The sequence below is a fragment of the Mesorhizobium sp. B2-5-7 genome (assembly GCF_006440875.1).
Lineage (GTDB): Bacteria > Pseudomonadota > Alphaproteobacteria > Rhizobiales > Rhizobiaceae > Mesorhizobium > Mesorhizobium australicum.
Genome location: NZ_VFUO01000002.1, coordinates 447,521 through 469,689 on the forward strand (window position 1 = coordinate 447,521; position 22,169 = coordinate 469,689).

Genomic DNA, 22,169 nt, shown 5'->3' on the forward strand with positions numbered 1-22,169 from the left:
GAGCGCCGCCCCGCGGCGCTCCTTTTCAATCAACACAAAGAGCCGAGCTTGACATGAGCGCTGCCCACGAAGCCTTGCCAGCCATTCGAGGTTCACGCGACGCCACCGTCAGACGGTTCGCGTTGACCGATTCGATCTTCCATGGGCTGACCCGCGCCGCCGCCATTCTCGTGCTGGTGCTGCTCGGCGGCGTCGCCATCTCGCTGTTCGCCGGTTCCTGGCAGGCACTGTCGACCTTCGGCTTCTCCTTTCTGACCACCGAGAGCTGGAATCCCGTCACCGAGAAATTCGGCGCCCTGGCGCCGATCTATGGCACCATCATCACTTCGGCCATCGCCATCCTGATCGCTGTGCCGCTCGGCATCGGCATCGCCATTTTTCTTACCGAGCTTTGCCCGCGTCCGCTTCGGCGCCCGATCGGCATGGCGGTGGAACTGCTGGCCGGCATTCCTTCGATCATCTACGGCATCTGGGGCCTGTTCGTGCTGGCACCGTTCCTGCAGACGACAGTGCAACCTTTCATCATCAACGTGTTCCACGGCATTCCCGGCCTTAACAGCCTGTTTGCCGGGCCTCCTTATGGCATCGGCCTGCTGACCTCGGCGATGATCCTGGCCATCATGATCCTGCCTTTCATCACCTCGATCACCAAGGATGTGTTCGATACGGTGCCGCCGGTGCTGAAGGAGTCCGCCTACGGCATTGGCTGCACGACCTGGGAGGTAACACGCCGGGTCGTCGTCCCCTACACCCGCATCGGCATCATGGGCGGCGTCATGCTTGCGCTCGGCCGTGCACTCGGTGAAACCATGGCGGTCACCTTCGTCATCGGCAACGCCCACCGGATCAGCGCCTCGCTGTTCGCGCCGGCAACGACGATCTCGGCAACCATCGCCAACGAATTCACCGAAGCCGTCGGCGATCTCTACACTTCCTCGTTGGTGGCGCTCGGCCTGATCCTGTTCGTCATCACCTTCCTCATCCTTGCCATCGCCCGCTACATGCTGATGCGCATCGATGCCCGTACCGGAGTCTGACCGATGTCGACAGCCGCATCGCTTCACCAGAGCCGCAAGCGCAAGAACGGCGTGATGATGACGCTCTGCGTCGTCGCCGCCGGCATCGGCCTTGCCTGGCTGGCGCTGATCCTCGGCGCGCTGCTCTATAAGGGCCTGTCGGGCGTTTCGCTCTCAGTGTTCACGGAAATGACCCCGCCGCCCGGTGATGCCGGTGGCCTGCTCAACGCCATCTACGGCAGCATCGTGATGACTATTATCGGCATCGTCGTCGGCACGCCGATCGGCGTGCTGGCCGGCACCTACATGGCCGAATATGGCCGCTTTTCGAAGCTCACCACCGTGGTGCGCTTTATCAACGACATCCTGCTGTCGGCGCCCTCAATCATCATCGGCCTGTTCGTCTACGAATTGATGGTACGGCCGATGGGGCATTTCTCGGCCATCGCCGGTGCCGTGGCACTGGCCATCCTGGTCATTCCCGTCGTGGTGCGTACCACCGAGGACATGCTCAACCTTGTGCCGAACGCTTTGCGCGAGGCCGGCACGGCGATTGGCGCGCCGCGCTGGGTGGTGATCCGTTCGGTGGCCTACCGCGCGGCGATGTCCGGCATCGTCACCGGCATATTGTTGGCCATTGCCCGCATTTCCGGCGAGACCGCGCCACTTCTTTTCACGGCGCTGAACAACCAGTTCTGGTCGAGCAACCTCAACGCGCCGATGGCCAGCCTGCCGGTCACCATTTTCCAGTTCGCTCTCAGCCCCTACGAGGAATGGCAGCAACTGGCCTGGACCGGCGCACTCATAATCACATTGACGGTTCTCGCGCTCAGCATCTTTGCGCGCAGCCTGACCGGACGCAGAGAGGACAAATGAGCCAGATGTTGTCTCCAGACATGACGATTGCCGCCGAGGCAGCCGCCAAGGCGAAGATCGAGGTCAAGAACCTCAATTTCTACTACGGCCAGTCGAAGGCGCTGAAGGACATCACCTTGTCGCTGCCCGAGCGCAGCGTGACGGCCTTCATCGGACCGTCGGGTTGCGGAAAGTCGACGCTGCTGCGCGTCTTCAACCGCATCTACGAGCTCTACCCCAAGCAGACCGCCGAGGGTCAGGTGCTGCTCGACGGCCAGAACGTTCTCGACCGCTCGCAGGACCTCAACCTGTTGCGCACCAAGATCGGCATGGTGTTCCAGAAGCCGACGCCGTTCCCGATGTCGATCTATGAGAATATCGCCTTCGGCGTCAGGCTCTATGAGAAGATCGGCAAGGCCGAGATGGACGGCCGTGTCGAGCAGGCGTTGAAACGCGCCGCGCTGTGGAACGAGGTCAAGGACAAGCTCAATGCCAGCGGCCTCAGCCTGTCGGGCGGCCAGCAGCAGCGGCTTTGCATCGCCCGCACCGTGGCGGTCAAACCGGAGGTCATCCTGCTCGACGAGCCGGCCTCGGCGCTCGACCCATTGTCGACCGCCAAGATCGAGGAATTGATCGACGAGTTGCAGGCCGACTACACGATCGTCATCGTCACCCACAACATGCAGCAGGCCGCGCGCGTGTCGAAGCAGACGGCTTTCATGTATCTGGGCGAGCTGGTCGAATTCGACAAAACCGAGAAGATCTTCACGTCGCCTCGCGAGAAGCGCACGCAGGACTACATCACCGGCCGCTTCGGCTGATCTCACGCATACGAGGACCAGGATCATGGCCGAACACACAGTCGCAGCCTTCGACGAGGATCTCGGACAGATCAGCAAGCTGATCAGCGACATGGGCGATCTCGCCGGCACGATGGTCGGCGGCGCCACCAAGGCGCTGCTGAATTCCGACAACGCGCTGGCACAGCGCGTCGTCTCCGACGACGCCATCATGGACGCGCGCCAGCGCGAACTCGATGATCGCGCCATCACCCTGATCGCCAAGCGCCAGCCGATGGCCGACGATCTGCGTCATGTCGTCGGCTCGATCCGCATGGCGGGCGATCTCGAACGCATCGGCGACCTTGCCAAGAACATCGCCAAGCGCGTCGGCTCGGTCGGCCTCACCGCCACGCCGCGCGACTTGTCGCATTCCATCGACTCCATGGCGCAGCTGGTGCTGATCCAGGTGCAGGGCGTCGTCGAGGAATATGCGGCCGGCGATGCCGCCGCCCTCGCCAAGCTCAGGAATGACGACGAACGCATCGACGTCAAATACACTTCGGTCTTCCGCGAACTCCTGACCTACATGATGGAGGATCCCCGCAACATCACGGCTTGCACGCATCTTTTGTTCTGCGCCAAGAATCTCGAACGCATCGGCGACCATGTGACCAACATCGCCGAGAATGCGTATTATGTGCTGACCGGCACGCAACTGCCCGCCAACCGTCCGAAGCAGGACGAGACGGCGATGTCGGTGCCGGCGGCTTGACGGCAGGGATGATCGATCGATGATCGCGCCACGCATCATGGTGGTGGAGGACGAGGAGCCGCTGGGCGTGCTCCTCCGCTACAACCTGGAGTCCGAGGGTTACCAGGTCGAGGTGGTGACACGCGGCGACGAAGCCGAGATACGCCTCCAGGAAAACGTGCCCGACCTGCTGGTGCTCGACTGGATGGTGCCGGCGGTTTCCGGCATCGAACTCTGTCGGCGCCTGCGCATGCGGCCCGAGACGGAGCGATTGCCGATCATCATGCTGACGGCGCGCGGCGAGGAGAGCGATCGCGTGCGCGGCCTCTCGACCGGCGCCGACGACTATCTGGTCAAGCCGTTCTCGACGCCGGAATTCATGGCCCGGGTCAAGGCGCTGCTGCGCCGCGCCAAACCGGAAGTGCTGTCCAGCGTGCTCAAGGTCGGCGACATCGTGCTCGACCGCGAATCGCACCGGGTCTATCGCAAGAAGAGCGAGATCCGGCTCGGACCGACCGAGTTCAGGCTGCTCGAATTCATGATGCGCCATCCCGGCCGCGTGTTCTCGCGCAGCCAGTTGCTCGACAATGTCTGGGGCGAGACGATCTACATCGACGAGCGCACCGTGGATGTGCATGTCGGCCGCCTGCGCAAGGCGGTCAACAATGGCCGCATGCCCGATGTGATACGCACCATCCGTGGCGCGGGCTACGCAATCCGCGAGGATTGAGATCAGGCCACGTTCTTGCCGGATCTCACCTGCACGCCCGGCGCGAAGATCTCCTGGTCGACGAAGGTGAGCGCGCGCATGGCGCAGCCCTCGCGGATCAGCGGCAATTCGTTCGGCTCTGTATCGAAGGAAATCGACGTCGAATGCTGGCCGCCGGCGGTCTGGGCGATGGCCTCACGCAAGGCCGGCTCGATCAGATCGAAGGCGGCGGCGCTGACGCCGACCATCGCAACCGGCGCCGGATCGATCAGCGCGAACAAGCTGCCAAGGCCATAGCCCAGCGCCTCGCCGGCCTTGCGATAGGCCTCGCGCTCCGGTCCGTCTCTTTCGCGCGCCGTGGCCGCCAATGCGCGCATGTCGGCGTCGCTGACGTCGACCGGTTTGGCGTCCTCACCCATCTGTCCTGCATTACGCCAGATGGCATAGTTGCCGGCATAGGCCTCGACGCAGCCGCGCCGCCCGCAGCGGCAGAGCGCGCCGCCGGGGCGATGGATCATGTGGCCGAACTCGCCGCCTGAGGAATGGGTGCCGGTGAACAGCTCGCCCTTCAGCACCAGGCCCATGCCGATGCCGTGCGAGAGCAGGATGGCGATGAAGTCGTCGCGGTAGCGCTCGGGGTCGCGCCAGCGCAGCGCCACAGCCATCATGTTGCAGTCGTTCTCCATGGTGGCGGGGATGCCGAATTCGGCTTCGAGTATATCGGCGAAGGCAATGTCCGTCTGCGGCGTGATCGGCGACCACAGCATGGCGCGCGCCTCGGTGTCGGTGATGCCCTGGATCGCCAGCGCGATGCGGGCAATGCTGGCGACATCGAGGTCGGGATCCTCGAGGCGGCGCCGGACGATGGCCACGCATTCGCCGATCAGCGCCTCGCGCGACATGGTCAGCGTGTCCAGCCGGCGCTGCTCCTCCGATATCACCTGGCCGGCGTAGTCGATGACGGCGACGGAGAGGAAATTCAGCGACAGCACCAGGGTCATGACCGCCGCGGCCTCGGGGTTGAGACAAAGGCCCACCTGCGGCCGGCCGCGTTTCAGTGAGCCGGCCTCGTTCGGCTTGCCTTCGCTCAGGATACCTTCGCCGATCAGGTCGGCTGATATCGCCGATATGGTCGAGTGGCTGAGGGCGGTAGTAGCGGCGATCTCGGTGCGCGAGGGCTGGCCACCCCGGCGCACGGCTCCAATCACCATTGCGCGGTTGCGCCGGCGCAGATCGTCGTGGCGGATTCCGACCGACATCATTCCCTCCCCGTCGCCGCGGTTCTTGACGCCCCCTCGAACACCTCCGGCAACGGGTCGAATACTGGCAGAAGCGGCTGGGGCTGTCATTTATTTATTGCGGGGCTCGAAAAAAGGCTTCCGGCACCTCAAAATCCGTCAGAATCAATGTTGACAGTGCTCAGGCGATGGATCAGTGTTTTTTCGAGGCTCGAAAAAATAGGGCCTTTGTGCCGGCCTTAGGGCCAGTTTGGTCGCGCCACACGCGGGCGCAGGGAGGATATCATGAAGAGATTCACAGTCGCCGTTCTGGCGGGTGTCGCCATGTCGCTGACGCTGGCGTCGGTCGCGCAGGCGAAGGGCAAGGTCATCGGCGTGTCGTGGTCCAACTTCCAGGAGGAGCGCTGGAAGACCGACGAGGCGGCCATGAAGAAGGCGATCGAGGCCGCGGGCGACAAGTACATTTCCGCCGATGCGCAGTCCAATCCCGGCAAGCAGCTGACCGATGTCGAGAGCCTGATTTCGCAGGGTGCCAATTCGCTGATCATCCTGGCGCAGGACGCGTCGGCCATCGGCCCGGCGGTACAGAAGGCGCTCGACGAGGGCATTCCGGTCGTCGGCTATGACCGGCTGATCGAGAACAAGGACGTCTTCTACCTGACCTTCGACAACAAGGAAGTTGGCCGCATGCAGGCCCGCGAAGTGTTCAAGGTGAAGCCTGAGGGCAATTACGTCTTCATCAAGGGCTCCGGCGCCGATCCGAATGCCGACTTCCTGTTCTCGGGCTCGATGGAAGTGCTGAAGGCGGCCATAGACAGCGGCAAGATCAAGAATGTCGGCGAAGCCTATACGGACGGCTGGCTGCCCGCCAACGCCCAGAAGAACATGGAACAGTTCCTCACCGCCAACGACAACAAGGTCGACGCCGTGGTCGCCGCCAATGACGGCACCGCCGGCGGCGTCGTCGCGGCGCTGACGGCGCAGGGGCTCGCCGGCACCGTGCCGGTCTCCGGCCAGGACGGCGACCACGCCGCGCTCAACCGCATCGCGCTCGGCACCCAGACCGTATCCGTGTGGAAGGACGCGCGCGAACTCGGCAAGAACGCCGCCGAGATCGCCTCGCAACTCGCCGACGGCAAGAAGATGACCGACATCGCCGGCGTGAAGGACTTCACGACGCCTGGCGGCAACACCGTCAAGTCGCTGTTCCTGACCCCGGTGGCCATCACCAAGGACAATCTCAACCTCGTCATCGACGCCGGCTGGATCAAGAAGGACGAAGTCTGCACGGGCGTTGCCGCGGGCAGCGTCGCGGCCTGCAACTGAGCTTGATCGCCTGAACAGCCGGAAGCGCCGCGGCGTTCCAATTTCCTTGTTTTCGCAATTCCGGACGAAAAACCGCTACGCACTTTTCCTGGAATTGCTTCCAAGCCGCGGCGTTTTCCCGACAAGATTTGTGTTTCCGCCGCTGGCGGCTAACTTCTGGGCTCTGGTCCGGCATCCGCGTCAGGCGGCAAGCCGCTGGGAGGACATCCATGACCGACACGACCGCAACCTCGCAGGCCGATACGGCGCGTGCGTCGGAACTCGGCGCGGTCGCGCGTTTCCTGAAGGCGACCGAGATCGACACCCGCATGCTCGGCATGATCGGCGCGCTGCTGCTGATCTGGGTCGCGCTGCATGTGATTTCGAGCCTGCGTCTCGGCGTCAATCCGCTGGATTTCGACAGCCGCACGTTCCTCACGCCACGCAATCTGTGGAACCTGTCGGTGCAGACGTCCGCGGTCGCCATCATGGCCTGCGGCATGGTGCTGGTCATCGTCATGCGCAACATCGACCTGTCCGTCGGTTCCGCCGAGGGCTTGATCGGCATGGTCATGGGCTTTGCGCAGGTACATTTCCTGGTTCGGTTCGTGGGACTTGAACTCGGCAACCCATGGATCTGGGTCCTGGCACTGGTCATCGGTCTGGCGCTCGGGCTTTTGATCGGCGCCTTCCAGGGCTTCGTCATCGCCTATCTCGAAGTGCCGGCCTTCATCGTCACGCTGGGTGGCCTGCTGGTCTGGCGCGGCGCCGCCTGGTGGGTCACGTCAGGCCAGACGGTGGCACCGCTCGACGCCACTTTCCAGCTGATGGGCGGCGGACCGGCCGGATCGATCGGCGCCACCTGGAGCTGGATCGTGGGTATCGTCGCGTGCCTGGCCGTCGTGTTCGCGCTGTTCAACGGGCGGGTCCAGCGCAAGCGCTTCCGCTTCCCGCTGCGGCCAATCTGGGCCGAGACGCTGCTCGGCGTCATCACCTGCGCCGTCATCATGGGCGCGGTCTGGCTGGCCAACTCCTATCCATGGCCGATCGGGATCGTGAACCGGTACGCGGCCGCCAACAACATCACCGTGCCGGAGGGCGGGCTGTTCATCGCCCACGGCATCGCCATACCGGTGCTGATGGCGGTCGCCGTCGGTCTGGTCATGACCTTCATCACCAACCGCACCCGTTTCGGCCGTTATGTCTTTGCCATCGGCGGCAATCCGGAAGCGGCCAATCTCGCCGGCATCAACACGCGCTGGATCACGATGAAGGTGTTCATGATCATGGGCGTGCTGGCCACGATCGCCGCCGCCATTTCGTCGGCCCGGCAGAACTCGTCCACCAATGTGCTGGGAACATTGGATGAGCTGCTCGTCATTGCCGCGGCCGTCATCGGCGGCACCTCGCTTGCTGGCGGCTCGGGAACCATCATCGGCGCCATGCTCGGTGCATTGCTGATGCAGTCGCTGCAGTCGGGCATGGTGCTGCTCGGTGTCGATTCGCCGTTGCAGAGCATCGTCGTCGGCGCCGTGCTGGTCATCGCGGTCTGGCTCGACACCGTCTATCGCAAGCGGGTTTAGGGAAACGACCATGGCTGACAAAACCGCTCCCGTAACGGCCCTCACAACTGCGCCCACTGGCACGCCGCTGGTCGACATGCGCAACATCTCGATCGCCTTCGGCGGCATCCGCGCCGTCGACGACGCCTCGATCGATCTTTTCCCCGGCGAGGTCGTGGCGCTGCTCGGCCACAACGGCGCCGGCAAGTCGACGCTGATCAAGATCCTGTCCGGCGCCTACAAGCGCGATGCGGGGCAGATCTTCGTCAATGGCGAGGAGGCAGCGATCTCCAACCCGCGCGACGCCAAGAAATACGGCATCGAGACGATCTACCAGACGCTGGCGCTGGCCGACAATGTCGACGCCGCCGCCAACCTGTTCCTCGGCCGCGAGCTGATGACCGCCTGGGGCACGCTCGACGACGTCGCCATGGAGGCCGAGGCGCGCAAGGTGATGGGGCGGCTCAATCCCCGCTTCCAGCGCTTCAAGGAGCCGGTGATCAAGCTGTCGGGCGGTCAGCGGCAATCGGTGGCGATCGCGCGCGCGATCCTGTTCAATGCCCGCATCCTGATCATGGACGAGCCGACGGCGGCACTTGGGCCCCAGGAAACCGCCCAGGTCGGCGAGTTGGTCAGGCAGCTCAAATCCGATGGCATCGGCATCTTCCTGATCAGCCACGACATCCACGACGTGTTCGAGCTGGCCGACCGTGTCTGCGTGATGAAGAACGGCCAGGTGGTCGGCACCGCCCGCACGACTGACGTCACGCAGGACGAGGTGCTTGGGATGATCATCCTGGGCAAATGTCCTCCAGGTGCCATACCGGGGCCGGGTGCGCTGAAGATTGCCGCCTGAGGCCGGTCAGGCCGCTTTGGGCGCCCCGTTGCCGTTCACGTGATATGCCAGTGATCACGATGGTTTGACCTGACCATTGTGTTGGCCCGGCGACTTGCCCATAAAAGGTCCTGTTTTGCTCATGGACCGCATCATCCGTTGAAGAAGCTTTTTCCAATCGTCGCGTTCATTGCCGTTGCACTGATCAGCATGACCATGGCGGGGTTCGCTTATTTCGCGACGCAGGAAGCCGCCCGCATCAAGTTCGAAGGGGCGGCCGATGACGCCCTCAACCGGATCGAGAGCCGCATCGACCTGCACCTGTCGCTGCTGCGCTCGACACAGGCCCTGTTCGACGCACGCAACGGCGATATTTCCCAGAACGAGTTCAAGGCATTCTTCAAGGCGCTGGATGTCGACAACAATTTCGCCGGCCTGCGAGGCATCGGCTTCCTGCGGCTGGTCAGGACGGGCGACGAGGCAGCGGTGGAACGCGACACCCTCCACGATTTCGGCGCCAGTCATCCGGTCTATCCGGATACGACGCAGGCCTGGCGCACGCCGATCGCGCTTTTCGAGCCGCTCGATCCGTCCAACCAGACCATCATCGGCTACGACATGTTCAGCGAGCCGGTGCGGCGTGCGGCGATCGAAAAAGCCATGGCCGACGACCAGCAGCATGCGAGCGGGCTGGTGCAACTCGGCCAGGGCATGGGCGTGGCGCAGACGTTCACTGGCTTCCTGGTCTATGTGCGGCTCAATGTGGAAACGGCACCGGAGGTCATCAACGCATCGCGGTCCTCGACCGCCGGCTTTCTCTATGCGGCCTTTCGGGCCCGGGACCTGTTCCAGATCGCGCTCAGCCGTGCGCCGCTGCTGCCGGTCAACACCGAGATCTATGATGGAGCGGTGAACGGCGACAACCTGTTGTTCCGCTCGGAGACGCCACCGGCCTCATCCCTGGGAGACCGGCTGCTGGTCACCCGCAAGATGACCGTGGCCGGACGCCCGTGGACCGTATTGTTCAGGCCAACCAGCGCCTTCTCGCAACCCTCTTCGCGCGCCATCCCCGTGATGCTGGGGCTGTTCGGCCTGCTCCTGGCAGGCGCCATCGCGCTGGTGGCGCGCTATCAGGAGCGAGCCTATGACGCGGTGTCGGCCTTGCACGAGACGACGGAAAAAAGCCTGCTCGAAAAGGACCTGATGCTGCAGGAGATGAAGCATCGCATCAAGAACTCCATCACCAGGGTGCTGGCGATCGCGCGGCAGACGGCTTCGCGGGCAACCGACGTCAATGAGTTTTCCGCTTCCTTCTCGGCCAGGCTGCAGGCGATGGCCGCCTCGCAGGACATGTTGACGCGCTCGCGCTGGCAGAAAGCCGACCTTGCCGATCTGCTGCGCATCGAGCTTGGCCAGGTGTTCGGCAAGGAACTGCCGGACGGGCTCCTGTCAGGCCCGGAGGTGCTGCTCGATGAAACAACGACGCAGGCGCTTGGCCTGACCTTTCATGAACTCGCCACCAACGCGCTGAAATACGGCGAAGCCGGCAATTTCGTTGGCGCTCTCAAGGTGAACTGGTCGCTGGAAGGGCGGGGGCGCGAGCGGACGCTGGCGCTGAACTGGCGGGAGGCGGGGAAGAAGAGGGTACAGGCGCCATCGCGGACGGGATTCGGCACCAAGCTGATCGATCTCAATGTCACGCGCGAGCTGCGCGGCACGATCAGACGCGATTTTCAGGCCGATGGCCTCAAGGTGGAAATCAAAATTCCACTGGCCGGCTGAAACCCACCCATCAGAGGGACCCAGCGGCAGACTCCCATCCACGAAAATCCGGAGGCCCAAGGGCCTCCGGATTTGGTCTTGTTATCGTTGAATCAGTTGCAGCGGGCCGTGTAGGTGCCGTGACGATCACGATACACGCAACGGCCGTTCCGCAGCTTGCGAACCAGCAGGCCGGATCCGGCACCGACGGCTGCGCCGATCAGGGCACCCTTGCCGCCGCCGACCAACCCACCCACGCCCGCGCCGATCAAGCCGCCGCCGACGACGTCCTGCTCGGTCGTGGTGCAGCCGCTGACGGCAACCACCGCAACCATGGCAATAAGTATTTTCCGCATAGAGTCACTCCTCACTTGTGTCCACACTTTGGTAAGCTCCAACCGCCATTTAGCACGAAACGACGGCCTTTGCTGCTGCAATTTATTGTTGGCTAAGGTCGTCTTTTTCTGGGCGGTTCGTGTTAGATGCCATGACGAGGTTGGATATGGCCAACGAAGCGTCAAGACTACCATCTGGCCGCACCTTCCAGACAATCTGATCGTAGTCGTCCTCCAAGGCGGGATCGACCGCGAGGCATTTGGCGACGACATGCTGCGCCTGCCCCTGCACGTCGCCCATCGCGAAGGGGCGCTCAGCGGTGCATTCGTCAGCAGTCGCAAAAACACTGACAGGGACCTGCAATTCCCGACATTCGGCCATCGTGTTCGAGCAACCGATCACCAGCAACAACGCGGCTATGTGTTCCATGACAGATGTTCCTCTGGCCGCATTAACGGCCGGCATCGTCAAAAAGTTCCTGTCATTCCAACGGCGTTACGCGAATAGTTCGGAGAAAACCGCGGCTCCTCACGCTGCGGCGTTGGCCTGCCCGGCGACTTCAATTGGCGCGACGGAGAGGAGAGCAGATTTAGTCAGGTCAACTGCCAGAAAATGGCCAGCACCATGATCGCGGCCGCGGCAAGAACGATCCCCTTCATCAACCCCCTACCTGCTTCAGGGAGTGCCTCCATGGAGGGTTCGGATTCCAGAAACTCGCCCATCGAAATACGGGCGGCTTGTTCCAATCTGTTCATGTCGGCAATCGTCAAGACATTCCTCCCGTACCGTGCTTCGAGCCTGCCAACAATCTCCGAAGGCGGGGCAGGTTCCGACGGTATCTGGGAAAAACAGCATCCGCGCTTATGGTGAACAGCCGGTTAAGGATTGTTGTTTGCCAGGCTCTCACTGCGTCTCGAAATTGCTGTGCGGCACGACAAGGCGATATTCGAGGTGGCCCTCGCCGATATCCAGGTTCGCGGTTCCGTTCAGGGATGCCGGCACCACCCGCTCCAACGCAACGCTTCCGAAGCGCCGTTGACCGCCGCCACCGCGATTGGCTTCTATCGTTTCGGCCCATGTCAGCGACAGCGCAACCTCCCCCGTGGCGGCAGCGTCGAGTTGGGCGGTAACCTCGACGAAGCCATCCGGCCGGGACAGGGCGCCGTAGCTCAACGAGTTGACGGCAAGTTCATGCATCGCCAGCCCGATATGCAGCGCGGCGTTGGGATTGAGGTAAGGATTGGCGCCACGAAAACGGAGGCTGTGCGACGGGTTCGCGCCATAGCGGCCGACCTGGCCCGCCACCAGTTCATGAAGGGCTGCCCCTCGCCAATTGGAGGATGTCACCAGATCCTGGGAGGAGGCCAGCGACTGCAGCCGGCCGCGGAAGCGCGTCAGGAAATCGCCGATGCCGTCGGAATAGCGACCGGTCTGGGTCGCGATGCTCTGGATGATCGCCAGGAGGTTCTTCGAGCGATGGCTGACTTCCCGCAGCAGCGTCGTCAACGTCTGTTCACGCCGCTTTTGCTCGGTAGTCTCGACCATGGTGGTGACGACGCCCTGTACATCGCCATCGTCGCCTCGGTCGGCATCGACCCAAATCTGAAACCAGCGAACGCCATTCTCGACCGGGACACTGATTTCAAGGCGCTGGGGATTGCCGGTCGCGATCACATCGCGCTTGGCGGCGCCGATGCGGTCGGTCTGCGCCGTCGGCAAAATGCCGTTGCCATCGACATCGTCGGAGGCCCAAGGGGCGCGCATGTTGCGGGCCCATACGGTCTTCATATCGCGATCCTGATAGAGGACGGAAATGCCGGCATTGTGGAGCGCGTGGAGAAGAGCCCGGCCAAGCTGCATGCCGCTCTCGGCGGGGTGCATGGCGATCACTTCATCGCCCCGTGCGCCTTCCTCTCTATCTGAAGTCCTCGAGCGCATCGGTCAACCTGTCCACCCCAACTCAGACTGAACCGCTCACCTGCCACATCGGTTCCAAATGAATCGGGATAACCACCCTTCCTAAAGCGGTCCGCCGGACGGCGTCCAGTAAAGGACACCGCCCGGCGGTGGCTGGAAACCGTTTGAGGGGTGCGGCTTCCAGTGTTCCTCTATTCAGTCGCCAGGCTCACGCCCGTCTGAAAAGGCCGGCCAAAAGCGAAATGACCAGGAATGCGAGGAAGATGAAGAACAATATCTGCGCGATACCGGCGGATGTGCCGGCGATACCGCCGAAACCAAGCGCGCCGGCAATAATCGCCACGACGAGAAATACGAGCGCCCAGTAAAGCATGGTTCATCTCCTTCCAATGATACGGTGAAAACGTGGGTAAATGCGGTTTGTTCCACCATTCGCCGAAAAAGCCGATGCTTGCAAACCGTTCCAGGCAGCGCGGGCTGGAAATTCGCTGGCGGCCGATCCGGCTTGTCAAGAAGGCCACCGAATGCATCGCACCCAGTGGCCTTTTATGTCCTTGTCCGGCTCGCGGAGGCCGCGATTTATGCAGCGGCCTTGGCCTGCCGGTCGAAGAAGAGCGCCTGGCTGATCAGCGCCTTCACCATGTCGGGATTGAACGGCTTGGTCACGAGGAAAGCAGGTTCCGGACGCTCTCCGGTCAGCAGACGCTCGGGAAAAGCGGTGATGAAGATTACCGGCACCGATGTCGACGAGAGGATTTCGTTCACCGCCTCGATGCCCGAGCTGCCGTCGGCGAGCTGGATATCGGCCAGCACCATCTTCGGTCGGGTCTTGCCGAACATCGTCACCGCTTCGGCATGGGTGCGCGCCGTGCCCACCACCCGATGGCCGAGGCTCTCGACCATCTCCTCTATATCCATGGCAATGAGCGGCTCATCCTCGATGATCAGCACGTCGGTCGCCACCTGACGGGAAATCTCGTTGCTTGCCTGGGCAAGCAGCTCGGAGAACTGCTGGTCGCCGACATCGAGGATCTCGGCCGCCTCGTCCTCGCTGAAACCTTCGACGGCAACCAGCAGGAAGGCCTGGCGGGGAAGCGGCGCGATCGCATTGAGATTGGCGGCCGCGCGCTGTTCCCAGCCCGCCTGTGTCTGCTCTTGCGGAACGCGGATGGCAACCGATGTGAAGAGCTTGGCGAAAACCTTGTATAGTGCGATCCGGTCACTCGACGCCTCGGGGAAGATGTCGACATCGGCAATGATCGCCTCAAGCATCGCGGCGACCAGCGCGTCGCCGCTCTCCTGCGATCCCGAGACGGCACGCGAAAAGCGCCGCAGGAACGGCAGATGCGGAGCGATGGTGGCGGACAAGCTCATAATAGACGTCTCCCTCAGATGACGCGTTGAACGGATTCCAGGCTATGCCGATTGCAAGCCCCGTGGGAAACAACGCCGCTTTTCTGAAAAAGTTCCGCCGATATGGAACGAATCACCGGCAATGGCGTTTTAGCGCCGGGATGGGCAACCAGACGAGGGTGCCGCTTGCCTTGTGTTGTGTTGTGAGCGGCTTGAGTTCTGGGAAATAAAGGGCGAAATGAAGGACATGACCAAAGATATTCTGGCTGGCGTCACGGGCAGGCGCCGGAACGGCGACGGCGATCCGTTAGGGCCCAACTCCGAAATCGGACGCAAACTCAAACAATATTACGACGAGCTGGTCTCCGACAATGTGCCGGATCGCTTCGCCCAGTTGCTCAGCCAACTGGAACAGGCCGAACCCGCACAGAAGAAGGACTAGGGACATGGCAGCGGTCTCCCAAGGCTTCAAGACCGATCTGCTTGGGGCGATCCCGAGCTTGCGGGCCTTCGCCGTGTCGCTGACGCAGAATGCCGACAAGGCCGATGACCTCGTTCAGGAAACGTTGGTCAAGGCCTGGGACAAGCATGAAAGCTTCCAGCCCGGCACCAACCTCAAGGCATGGCTTTTCACGATACTGCGCAATGAATTCTATTCGCAAATGCGCAAGCGCGGTCGCGAGGTGCAGGACAGCGACGGCATCATGACGGCCCGGCTTGCAGTGCACCCGGCCCAGCACGGCCAGCTCGACCTCAAGGATTTTCGCGGGGCACTCGAGCAATTGCCGGAGGACCAGCGCGAAGCCATCATCCTGATCGGCGCATCGGGCTTCTCCTACGAGGAGGCCGCCGAAATCTGCGGTTGCGCGGTCGGAACGATCAAAAGCCGCGTCAGCAGGGCCCGCACCCGCCTGCAGGAAATCCTGAAAATCTCAGGTGAGGACGAGTATGGCCCCGACGCGATCTCGGCTCAGGTCACGGGAACGGCTGCGCATTGAAATGCGGGGCCGCATAACGGCGATTCGGACGTTGTCGCGTCAGTCTCAGCCAGGGGAGCCGCGACCATAGGCCAGCGCCACGGCCTCGACGAGGTCTTCGCCCGAATAGGGCTTGGTGACCAGCCTCACCCCCGGGAAAGACGCCTTGATCTCATCCGCATCCGAATAACCGGACGCAAACACGAACGGGACGCCGGTCTCACGAAGGCCCGCGGCAAATTCGAGCGTCGAGGCGCCACCCAGCATCAGGTCGACAATGGCCGCGTCGAAATTCTTCGCGACCTTCCGGCCATCGACCTCGGCCAAATCGCGGGCAACCACCACCTCGCCTGCACCGTGGTCACGGCAGAGTTGCTCGACATCCATGGCGATGAGGAACTCATCCTCCAGGACAAGAATGCGCAATCCATCAAGTAATTGGGGCACAGGCAATTGCTCCTTGAAACGCCGGGAGTCATGATCGCAATTTGGTGTGTTGTCATTTAAAAAAGACATCCGCCGACAGGCCGATCTCGGCAACACGCAAAAACAGACCTGCTCACGGCAGGCATTCGCAAGGGGGTCGAAATGCCGAGCCAGACCGGGCGCTCTTCCTCAAGCCGTCAATACCCCTGCGAGCAATGCCCGTTGCGGTCCCTGCCGGTGTTCCGGGAGTTCGAGAAGCCGGAGCTGGCCTTCATCAGCAAGTTCAAGAAGGGAGAACTCGCGGTCGACAAGGGTGCCACGGTTCTCGTGGAAGGAAGCCACAGCGCGCATCTCTACACTGTGCTGTCCGGCTGGGCGTTCCGCTACAAGCTGCTGCAGGACGGCCGCCGGCAGATCCTCAATTACCTCATGCCCGGCGATCTCATCGGTCTGCAAGGCAGCGTCATGGGGGAAATGCAGCATTCCGTCGAGGCGCTGTCGCCAATGCTGCTTTGCGTGTTCGAACGCGACAATCTGCTCGAGATCTACCGCAACCATCCGGGCCTCGCCTACGACATCACCTGGATCGCTTCGCGTGAAGAGCGGATGCTGGACGAGAACCTGCTCAGTGTCGGCCGCCGCAGCGCAATCGAACGCGCCGCCTATCTTGTCGCCTTCATCGCCAGCCGCGCCAAGGTCGTGGGCCTGAACGGCACGCAGTCCATCCAGATACCGATCACGCAGCAGCACATCGCCGATACGCTTGGCTTGTCGTTGGTTCACACCAACAAGACAATCCGCAAGCTGATGGACCGTCAGCTGATCGTCTGGCGCGACGGCGGTTGCGGTGTCGTCGACATTGAAGGTCTGAAACAGCTCGCCGGCTGGGAGGGGCTGTCCGAGGGCCGCCGGCCGCTGATCTGACCGACACCTTGCCGGGGCGGATCGGGTGCGCGTGACCGGGTTTTCGGGTAGTTTGTCCCGACATCGGAACCTTGAGACGCAAGGCGCGTTTGAAATCGAGCAATCACAAGGAGTTAAGCAATGGCCACCGTCGCAGGGAAGACAGCCAACGAAGCGCGGACGAATCCGGATCTGGAAGCCGACATCAGGCAGTTGAAGGCCGATATCGACAAGCTCACCAAGCAATTGGCCAAGACCGGTGAACACGGCTACGGCACGGCGCGGCGCGCGGCGGCCGAAGGCGTCGAACAGTTGCGCGCCCAAGGGGAGGCTGCCTTCGACAGCTTGCGCGGTAATGCCAGGGATATCGAGGCGCAGATGGTGGCAAGCGTACGCGAAAAGCCGATGACGTCGCTGGCTATCGCCGCGGGCGTCGGCTTCCTGTTCGCGCTGCTCACGCGTCGCTAGTTCCGCCGAGATGGGACTGCTGGCATCGTTGCTCTCGGGTTTCGCCTCGGGCGAAACCGTGGCCGCCATACGTCGAGCACGGACGGCGGCCATCGTCTATATGCTTGCCGCGCTGGCGGTGTTTTGCGGTATCGGCTTCCTGGTCGGCGCGGCCTATATCTGGGCATCGGCCAGCTATGGATCGCTGGCGGCGGCGATTGGTTTCGGTGTCGGCTTTCTGGTCATCGCAGGCCTTGTTCTTTTGACCCATCGGCTGATGTCGGGCACGCGGATGCGCCGCGAGGCTAGGCGGCGCAAGACCGACATGAAAGCGATCGGCATTACGGCCGCGCTCGCTGTGCTTCCGGCATTGCTCAAAGGTGGGCTCAAGGGAAAAGGTGGGCTCGGGGTTATTCTTGGTCCGGCCGTGGCACTCGCGGCCTATGCCATCTACCGCGAGAATGTGAAGTCCGACACCGACCACCACCCGGATGCCGGCGAGGGGTAGTCGCGCCGGCGGCCATGCTCACGTCATCTCGACAGATCTTCCAGCGGCATCGATATTTCGGCGAAGACCCCATCGCGCCGGAATTCGTGGGTTACTTCGCTCGAAATGACCTTGGCCAGGCTGCGCCGGATGAGGATCGAGCCGAAGCCTTGCCGCTCGGGCGGCGCTACTTCAGGACCGCCGCTTTCGCGCCAGGTGAACACCAGGCGCCTGTCACCATTCTTGCCTTGCGCTTTCCAGTCGAGATCAACCTTGCCTGACGCAACCGACAGTGACCCATACTGCAGCGCGTTGCTGGCCAGTTCGTGCAAGATCAGCCCGAGGCCGACGGCCTGATCGGGAGACAGCAGCAGATCGGCGCCCGAGATTGCCAGCCGCGGCTGGGCGGCGTTGTCGAAAGGCCTGATCTCGATCTGGACGAGTTCGCGGATGCCGATACCGCGCCACTCGCGGTCGGACAGCAGGCCATGGGCGATACCCAGGGCTTGAAGCCGGGCGCTGAAGGCTTTGAGGAATTCGCTCGGCTGGCGGGCATGGCGCACGGTCTGCGTCGCCAGCGCCTGGACCGTCGCCAGCGTGTTCTTGACCCGGTGGTTGAGTTCACGCAGCAGGAGCCGTTGCCGTTCGTCACCGAGCTTGCGTTCCGAAATGTCGTAGTTGACGCCGAAAATCAGCGTCGGCTTGCCTTCGCCATCGCGCTCGATGACACGGCCGCGCGTGGCCACCCATCGCGGTGGATGGAAGCCATTCACCCGGTATTCGCCAAAATAGTCGTCACTGCCGGTCAAGGCATCACGAAAGCTGGTTTCGGTCTGGTGGACGTCGCGTGGATCGATGGCTGTCAGAACATCGCGGGCCCGCAACCTTGTCGAGCGCGGCAGGTTGAACAATTCCGGCAATCGGACGTCGCAGTCGATGACGTCGGTGCGGACGTCCCAGGCCCAACTTGCCAGCGAAGCAGCATCGAGGGCGACGGCGCGCCGCTTTTCCTCGCGCGCGAGCGCGGCTTCGGCGACAGCGCCGGTGCGGGTCGCGTGCTTCAGGGTGAACAGGCTGCCGGCGAGGCCGGCGAGCGTTTTCAACTGGTCGAGCCTGGAGCGGGACGGGTGGGCACCCGGCTTGCGGTGCATGACGCACAGGGTTCCGATCCGCGCTCCCGCGACAATGATCGGGACGCCGGCATAGAAGCGCACATGATGCTTGCCGGTCACCAGCGGATTGGCATGGAAACGCTGGTCGGCTGCTGCATCCGTCACCACCATCGGCTCATCGCCAGCGGCGATGGCGTGCGCACAGAAGGAGATGGCTGTCGTAATCTGTGTTTCTTCCATGCCAGAACAGGATTTGAACCATTGCCGATCGAGGTCGACAAGTGTGACCAGCGCGATCGGCGCGCGCATCACGGCGGCGGCAAAGCCGCCGATGCGGTCGAAATCCGGGTCGGGCGCCGTATCAAGCATCTCAAGCCAGTGCAACACGGCCAGCCGGTGCTCGTCCTGCACGGCGCGCGCAACCTCGGCCGGCAGATCGGCTGCTGTTTCCACCCTGCTATTCAAACCAAGTTCCCGTGGCTTGCCTTGATGTCCTCACCGTCGCCGGCCCGGGACAGCCCTGCAGCCGGAACCATCCTTGCGAGGGACCGTTACCCGAGCGTGATTTGCCGATCGCGTCAGCCGACGCGAAACCAGACGAGGACCCGCCATGGCCAGGAACATTCCCGAAAACAAAGCGCGTCAGGGGCGGTGGGGCTGGCATGGGTTCCGAATCCTGATCGCCGGACTGCTCCTGGTGCTCGTCGCCTGGGGCGTCGCCGAGATCTACGGCGTGTTGATCAAGGCGCCGAACAGCGACGAGCAACATGTCCCCACGCCGCCGAGCACCGGTCCGGCGCCCTCCGGCTGAAGTCAGTCCCTTGATGACTTCACACAGCATCAGGCGGCCTTCACCTGGGCGACGCTGGCCGGCACCAGCACATTGAGCGCTCCAGGTTTGATTTCGATCGTCGTCTCACGATCGAGCCTAACCAGTTCGCCGTCCATGACGGCGCGGAATTTCCTGCCGCCGGAATGGATTTTGAGGGTCACCCTGTCGGCCTGGTGGATTTCGACATGTTCGTTGTCACGCCACTTGCCGCGCGCCACGTTGAACAAAAACTTGACCAGTTCGGCGCGCTGCTGCGCTACCGTGACGTAAATGCCGAGCACGCCACCGGCCGGATTGTCGGCATAGGGCAGGTGACCTTCGCCGAAGAGATTGTTGGTCACGCCGAGGCCGGATATGCGGGCAGTCATCTCCGCTTCACCGATGCCGAGCGTGACCTTCATTGCCGGCGGGTTCTTGATCGTCGCCCAGGCTGCCTTGGCTGAAGCGCCGATCTTGCCCAGGCGTGAGCCGAATTCCATGCCCTGGCGCAGTTGCACCATCTTGGCATGCATGCCGATCGAGAACTGATGAACGAAAGGCTGGCCATTGGCCGTTGCCATGTCGACCGCGATGATTTCGCCGTCGGCAAAGGATTTCAGCGCCGCATCGAGCGACTGCGGAATACCAAGGCCGCGCGCGAACAGGTTCATGGTGCCGGCCGGCAATATGGCGAGCGCCTTTTTCCTGCCCATCAGCCTGGCGGCCGCGGCCGAGATGGTGCCGTCACCGCCTCCGGCGAGCACGACGTCGACGGTGTGGCGCGACGCAGCGCTGTCGAGAGTGTCCACGACGTCCTTGCCGGCAACGATGTCGATGCTGAGAGAGTGGCCCGCCGATTCCAGCGTCTGACGCATCCGGTCCGAAAAGGCGGCGAGATCGGTGGTGCGCAAGGTGCCGCCGTCCCGGTTCAGCACCGCCGCGAATTTCATGCCCCGCTCCGCTGATCACCTCAAACCCGACCGGGGTATCCCAGCCAGCGGCTGAAACGCGTCAAACCAGGAATAGTTCCGGCAGGGCGGAAACTCCGGCCAGACCCAGGTTTTCGGCAATGGGCAGTCAGATCCGCTTCTTGGGTTTTGGCTTCGGCCATCGCGGTTTTTGTCGGAACAACGGCATGGTCACGACGTTGTGAACCTGCAGAGATGTCGCGTCCGATCCCAGCGAGGGGTTCAACCGGGCGCGGCATGTACGAAATCAGGCACGAGGAGAGACCATCATGATCCGCACCCTTTTAGCGACGACCGCCCTTGCGACAATGGTTGCAACCGGCGCCTTCGCGCAGAGCGCTGCAACCCCAGCCCCCGCGAACCAGCCCGCCGCCCAGGAGCCGGCCGCGACGGCGCCGGTACCGCGCGCTGAAGGCAGCATCGTCACCAACATCATCGGCGAAACCGTCTACAATGGCACTGGCGACAATGCCGAGAATATCGGCAAGGTCACTGACGTGGTCTTCGACAAGGACGGCATGGCGAAATCCGTCGTCATCGGCGTCGGCGGTTTCCTTGGCGTGGGAACCAAGAATGTCGCCTTCGACTACGACAAGCTGCAATGGGCCGAGAAGAACGGCGATCGCTGGCTGGTGGCGCAGACCACCAAGGACGAACTGAAGGCGCATCCGGAGTTCGACAGCAAGGCTTACGCGCCGGCCCCGGCCGCAGCGACGACCGCACAGGCGCCGGCCACATCGACCGATACCGCGCAGCAGTCCACGAACGCCGAGCCGGTCAAACCGGCTGATGGCAACCTGGCCACAAACATCATCGGTGAAAATGTCTACAACGGCACCGGCGATGACGCCCAGAAGATCGGCGATGTGAACGACATCGTGCTGACCAAGGAAGGCAAGGCGCAGTCGCTGATTATCGGCGTCGGCGGGTTCCTGGGCATGGGCGAAAAGAACGTGGCTTATGATTTCGCCAAGGCGCAGTGGGCACAGAAGAACGGCGACCGCTGGCTGGTGGCGCAGACCACCAAGGAAGAGCTGCAGGCGCAGCCGGATTTCAACCGCAAGGCCTATGATCCGGCGCCGGCAACGACGGCATCCAATGAACCGGCGCCAACCGCGCCCGCAGCGGCGCCGTCCGCCGCGACAGCTCCCGCCGCCGCTCCGGCGGACAGGACCGCGGCGGCGCCGGCTGACGCCACGGCTCCTGACCAGACACAGACCGCGGCCATCGACAAGTCCAAGCTTACCGAGATGCCGGTTGGAGAGATCAGGGGCGACGACCTGAAGGGCACGACGGTCTATGGCGCCAACGACGCCAAGGTCGGTGAGATCGGCGATGTGGTGCTGACCCCCGACAAGAAACCCGACGCCGTGATCGTCGATGTCGGCGGCTTCCTCGGCATTGGCGAGAAGGAGGTCGCGGTCGGCATGGATAATTTGAAGTTCATGACCGACAAGAACGGCAAGAAGTACCTTTATACGACCTTCACCAAGGAGCAGCTCGAGAAGCAAGCGGCTTACGACAAGGGCTCCTACGCCCAGAAGCGCGACGAGCAGCGTCTGATCGTCCGGTAGGCAAGGATACTTCGACAGGTAAGAATACTTCGATAGGCAAGGAT

26 protein-coding genes are annotated in these 22,169 nt (G+C 62.8%); 16 read left to right on the top strand and 10 right to left on the bottom strand.

Going from position 1 to position 22,169, the window contains the following annotated elements; all coding sequences use genetic code 11:
- Nucleotides 1-53 precede the first annotated feature (53 nt).
- Genes pstC through phoB form a run of 5 tightly spaced genes read left to right on the top strand, consistent with a single transcriptional unit; the run spans nucleotide 54 to nucleotide 4,134 of the window.
- A complete protein-coding gene (gene pstC, locus FJ543_RS09640) occupies nucleotides 54-1,037 on the top strand; it encodes a phosphate ABC transporter permease subunit PstC (protein WP_140712709.1) in 984 nt (327 codons plus the stop codon).
- Nucleotides 1,038-1,040: 3 nt separating this feature from the next.
- On the top strand, nucleotides 1,041-1,892 hold the full coding sequence (gene pstA, locus FJ543_RS09645; protein WP_140662985.1) for a phosphate ABC transporter permease PstA: 852 nt from the start codon (nucleotides 1,041-1,043) through the stop codon (nucleotides 1,890-1,892).
- Entirely contained in the window at nucleotides 1,889-2,692 is an 804-nt protein-coding gene (gene pstB, locus FJ543_RS09650; protein ID WP_015315386.1) for a phosphate ABC transporter ATP-binding protein PstB, read from the top strand. Before pstA ends, pstB begins: the two co-directional genes overlap by 4 nt.
- Nucleotides 2,693-2,717: 25 nt before the next feature.
- Nucleotides 2,718-3,425 (top strand): phosphate signaling complex protein PhoU, encoded by a 708-nt coding sequence (phoU, locus tag FJ543_RS09655; protein ID WP_140662983.1) that lies wholly within the window; start codon nucleotides 2,718-2,720, stop codon nucleotides 3,423-3,425.
- 19 nt (nucleotides 3,426-3,444) lie between these two features.
- Nucleotides 3,445-4,134, top strand: a complete 690-nt coding sequence (gene phoB / locus FJ543_RS09660; protein ID WP_010911896.1) for a phosphate regulon transcriptional regulator PhoB — start codon at nucleotides 3,445-3,447, stop codon at nucleotides 4,132-4,134.
- A gap of 2 nt (nucleotides 4,135-4,136) precedes the next feature.
- Here the strand turns inward: phoB and FJ543_RS09665 are convergent, their stop codons facing one another.
- Nucleotides 4,137-5,372, bottom strand: coding sequence for an ROK family protein (locus tag FJ543_RS09665; RefSeq protein ID WP_140874859.1), 1,236 nt, complete (start codon nucleotides 5,370-5,372; stop codon nucleotides 4,137-4,139).
- Nucleotides 5,373-5,636: 264 nt separating this feature from the next.
- On the opposite strand from FJ543_RS09665, the gene xylF reads away from it, so the two are divergent.
- The 4 genes from xylF (at nucleotide 5,637) to FJ543_RS09685 (ending at nucleotide 10,835) form a co-directional block, all read left to right on the top strand.
- On the top strand, nucleotides 5,637-6,677 hold the full coding sequence (gene xylF, locus FJ543_RS09670) for a D-xylose ABC transporter substrate-binding protein (RefSeq protein WP_140662979.1): 1,041 nt from the start codon (nucleotides 5,637-5,639) through the stop codon (nucleotides 6,675-6,677).
- Nucleotides 6,678-6,886: 209 nt separating this feature from the next.
- A complete protein-coding gene (locus FJ543_RS09675) occupies nucleotides 6,887-8,239 on the top strand; it encodes a sugar ABC transporter permease (protein ID WP_140874861.1) in 1,353 nt (450 codons plus the stop codon).
- A gap of 10 nt (nucleotides 8,240-8,249) precedes the next feature.
- The gene (locus FJ543_RS09680; RefSeq protein ID WP_140874863.1) at nucleotides 8,250-9,074 is read left to right on the top strand and encodes an ATP-binding cassette domain-containing protein; all 825 of its coding nucleotides are present in this window, start codon (nucleotides 8,250-8,252) and stop codon (nucleotides 9,072-9,074) included.
- Between the two features lie 138 nt (nucleotides 9,075-9,212).
- Nucleotides 9,213-10,835 carry a CHASE domain-containing protein gene (locus FJ543_RS09685; protein WP_140874865.1) on the top strand — a complete coding sequence of 541 codons (1,623 nt, stop codon included), beginning with the start codon at nucleotides 9,213-9,215 and terminating at the stop codon, nucleotides 10,833-10,835.
- 92 nt (nucleotides 10,836-10,927) lie between these two features.
- Here the strand turns inward: FJ543_RS09685 and FJ543_RS09690 are convergent, their stop codons facing one another.
- From FJ543_RS09690 to FJ543_RS09710, 6 genes are all read right to left on the bottom strand, one after another.
- Entirely contained in the window at nucleotides 10,928-11,170 is a 243-nt protein-coding gene (locus FJ543_RS09690) for a lipoprotein (RefSeq protein ID WP_140874866.1), read from the bottom strand.
- Nucleotides 11,171-11,252: 82 nt separating this feature from the next.
- Nucleotides 11,253-11,579, bottom strand: coding sequence for a hypothetical protein (locus FJ543_RS09695; protein ID WP_140874868.1), 327 nt, complete (start codon nucleotides 11,577-11,579; stop codon nucleotides 11,253-11,255).
- Between the two features lie 164 nt (nucleotides 11,580-11,743).
- The gene (locus tag FJ543_RS31430; protein WP_015315395.1) at nucleotides 11,744-11,920 is read right to left on the bottom strand and encodes a hypothetical protein; all 177 of its coding nucleotides are present in this window, start codon (nucleotides 11,918-11,920) and stop codon (nucleotides 11,744-11,746) included.
- 133 nt (nucleotides 11,921-12,053) lie between these two features.
- Nucleotides 12,054-13,088, bottom strand: coding sequence for a sensor histidine kinase (locus tag FJ543_RS09700; RefSeq protein WP_015315396.1), 1,035 nt, complete (start codon nucleotides 13,086-13,088; stop codon nucleotides 12,054-12,056).
- Between the two features lie 187 nt (nucleotides 13,089-13,275).
- Nucleotides 13,276-13,440, bottom strand: coding sequence for a DUF1328 domain-containing protein (locus tag FJ543_RS09705; RefSeq protein ID WP_010911886.1), 165 nt, complete (start codon nucleotides 13,438-13,440; stop codon nucleotides 13,276-13,278).
- Nucleotides 13,441-13,646: 206 nt separating this feature from the next.
- Nucleotides 13,647-14,441, bottom strand: a complete 795-nt coding sequence (locus FJ543_RS09710) for a response regulator (RefSeq protein ID WP_015315397.1) — start codon at nucleotides 14,439-14,441, stop codon at nucleotides 13,647-13,649.
- A gap of 217 nt (nucleotides 14,442-14,658) precedes the next feature.
- Here FJ543_RS09710 and FJ543_RS09715 point away from each other — a divergent pair, with 217 nt between their 5' ends.
- Nucleotides 14,659-14,862 carry a NepR family anti-sigma factor gene (locus FJ543_RS09715; RefSeq protein WP_140616734.1) on the top strand — a complete coding sequence of 68 codons (204 nt, stop codon included), beginning with the start codon at nucleotides 14,659-14,661 and terminating at the stop codon, nucleotides 14,860-14,862.
- A gap of 4 nt (nucleotides 14,863-14,866) precedes the next feature.
- A complete protein-coding gene (locus tag FJ543_RS09720; RefSeq protein WP_010911883.1) occupies nucleotides 14,867-15,418 on the top strand; it encodes an RNA polymerase sigma factor in 552 nt (183 codons plus the stop codon).
- 45 nt (nucleotides 15,419-15,463) lie between these two features.
- Here FJ543_RS09720 and FJ543_RS09725 read toward each other — a convergent pair whose 3' ends face one another.
- The gene (locus tag FJ543_RS09725; RefSeq protein ID WP_224622347.1) at nucleotides 15,464-15,844 is read right to left on the bottom strand and encodes a response regulator; all 381 of its coding nucleotides are present in this window, start codon (nucleotides 15,842-15,844) and stop codon (nucleotides 15,464-15,466) included.
- Between the two features lie 141 nt (nucleotides 15,845-15,985).
- Between FJ543_RS09725 and FJ543_RS09730 the strand changes: the two genes are divergently transcribed.
- The 3 genes from FJ543_RS09730 to FJ543_RS09740 all read left to right on the top strand — a co-directional run bounded on the left by FJ543_RS09730 (nucleotide 15,986) and on the right by FJ543_RS09740 (nucleotide 17,681).
- Nucleotides 15,986-16,747 carry a Crp/Fnr family transcriptional regulator gene (locus FJ543_RS09730; protein WP_140789810.1) on the top strand — a complete coding sequence of 254 codons (762 nt, stop codon included), beginning with the start codon at nucleotides 15,986-15,988 and terminating at the stop codon, nucleotides 16,745-16,747.
- Between the two features lie 120 nt (nucleotides 16,748-16,867).
- Nucleotides 16,868-17,194: a DUF883 family protein gene (locus FJ543_RS09735; RefSeq protein WP_140874869.1), complete on the top strand. Its 327-nt coding sequence runs from the start codon at nucleotides 16,868-16,870 to the stop codon at nucleotides 17,192-17,194.
- 10 nt (nucleotides 17,195-17,204) lie between these two features.
- Nucleotides 17,205-17,681, top strand: coding sequence for a hypothetical protein (locus FJ543_RS09740; protein ID WP_140874871.1), 477 nt, complete (start codon nucleotides 17,205-17,207; stop codon nucleotides 17,679-17,681).
- A gap of 23 nt (nucleotides 17,682-17,704) precedes the next feature.
- Here the strand turns inward: FJ543_RS09740 and FJ543_RS09745 are convergent, their stop codons facing one another.
- Nucleotides 17,705-19,237, bottom strand: a complete 1,533-nt coding sequence (locus FJ543_RS09745; protein WP_140874872.1) for an HWE histidine kinase domain-containing protein — start codon at nucleotides 19,235-19,237, stop codon at nucleotides 17,705-17,707.
- A gap of 145 nt (nucleotides 19,238-19,382) precedes the next feature.
- On the opposite strand from FJ543_RS09745, the gene FJ543_RS09750 reads away from it, so the two are divergent.
- On the top strand, nucleotides 19,383-19,583 hold the full coding sequence (locus tag FJ543_RS09750) for a hypothetical protein (protein ID WP_015315404.1): 201 nt from the start codon (nucleotides 19,383-19,385) through the stop codon (nucleotides 19,581-19,583).
- Nucleotides 19,584-19,612: 29 nt separating this feature from the next.
- Here FJ543_RS09750 and FJ543_RS09755 read toward each other — a convergent pair whose 3' ends face one another.
- The gene (locus tag FJ543_RS09755; protein WP_140662967.1) at nucleotides 19,613-20,533 is read right to left on the bottom strand and encodes a diacylglycerol kinase family protein; all 921 of its coding nucleotides are present in this window, start codon (nucleotides 20,531-20,533) and stop codon (nucleotides 19,613-19,615) included.
- 287 nt (nucleotides 20,534-20,820) lie between these two features.
- Between FJ543_RS09755 and FJ543_RS09760 the strand changes: the two genes are divergently transcribed.
- Complete coding sequence (locus tag FJ543_RS09760; protein ID WP_140874874.1) at nucleotides 20,821-22,125, top strand: PRC-barrel domain-containing protein; 1,305 nt, start codon at nucleotides 20,821-20,823, stop codon at nucleotides 22,123-22,125.
- Nucleotides 22,126-22,169: the final 44 nt, after the last annotated feature.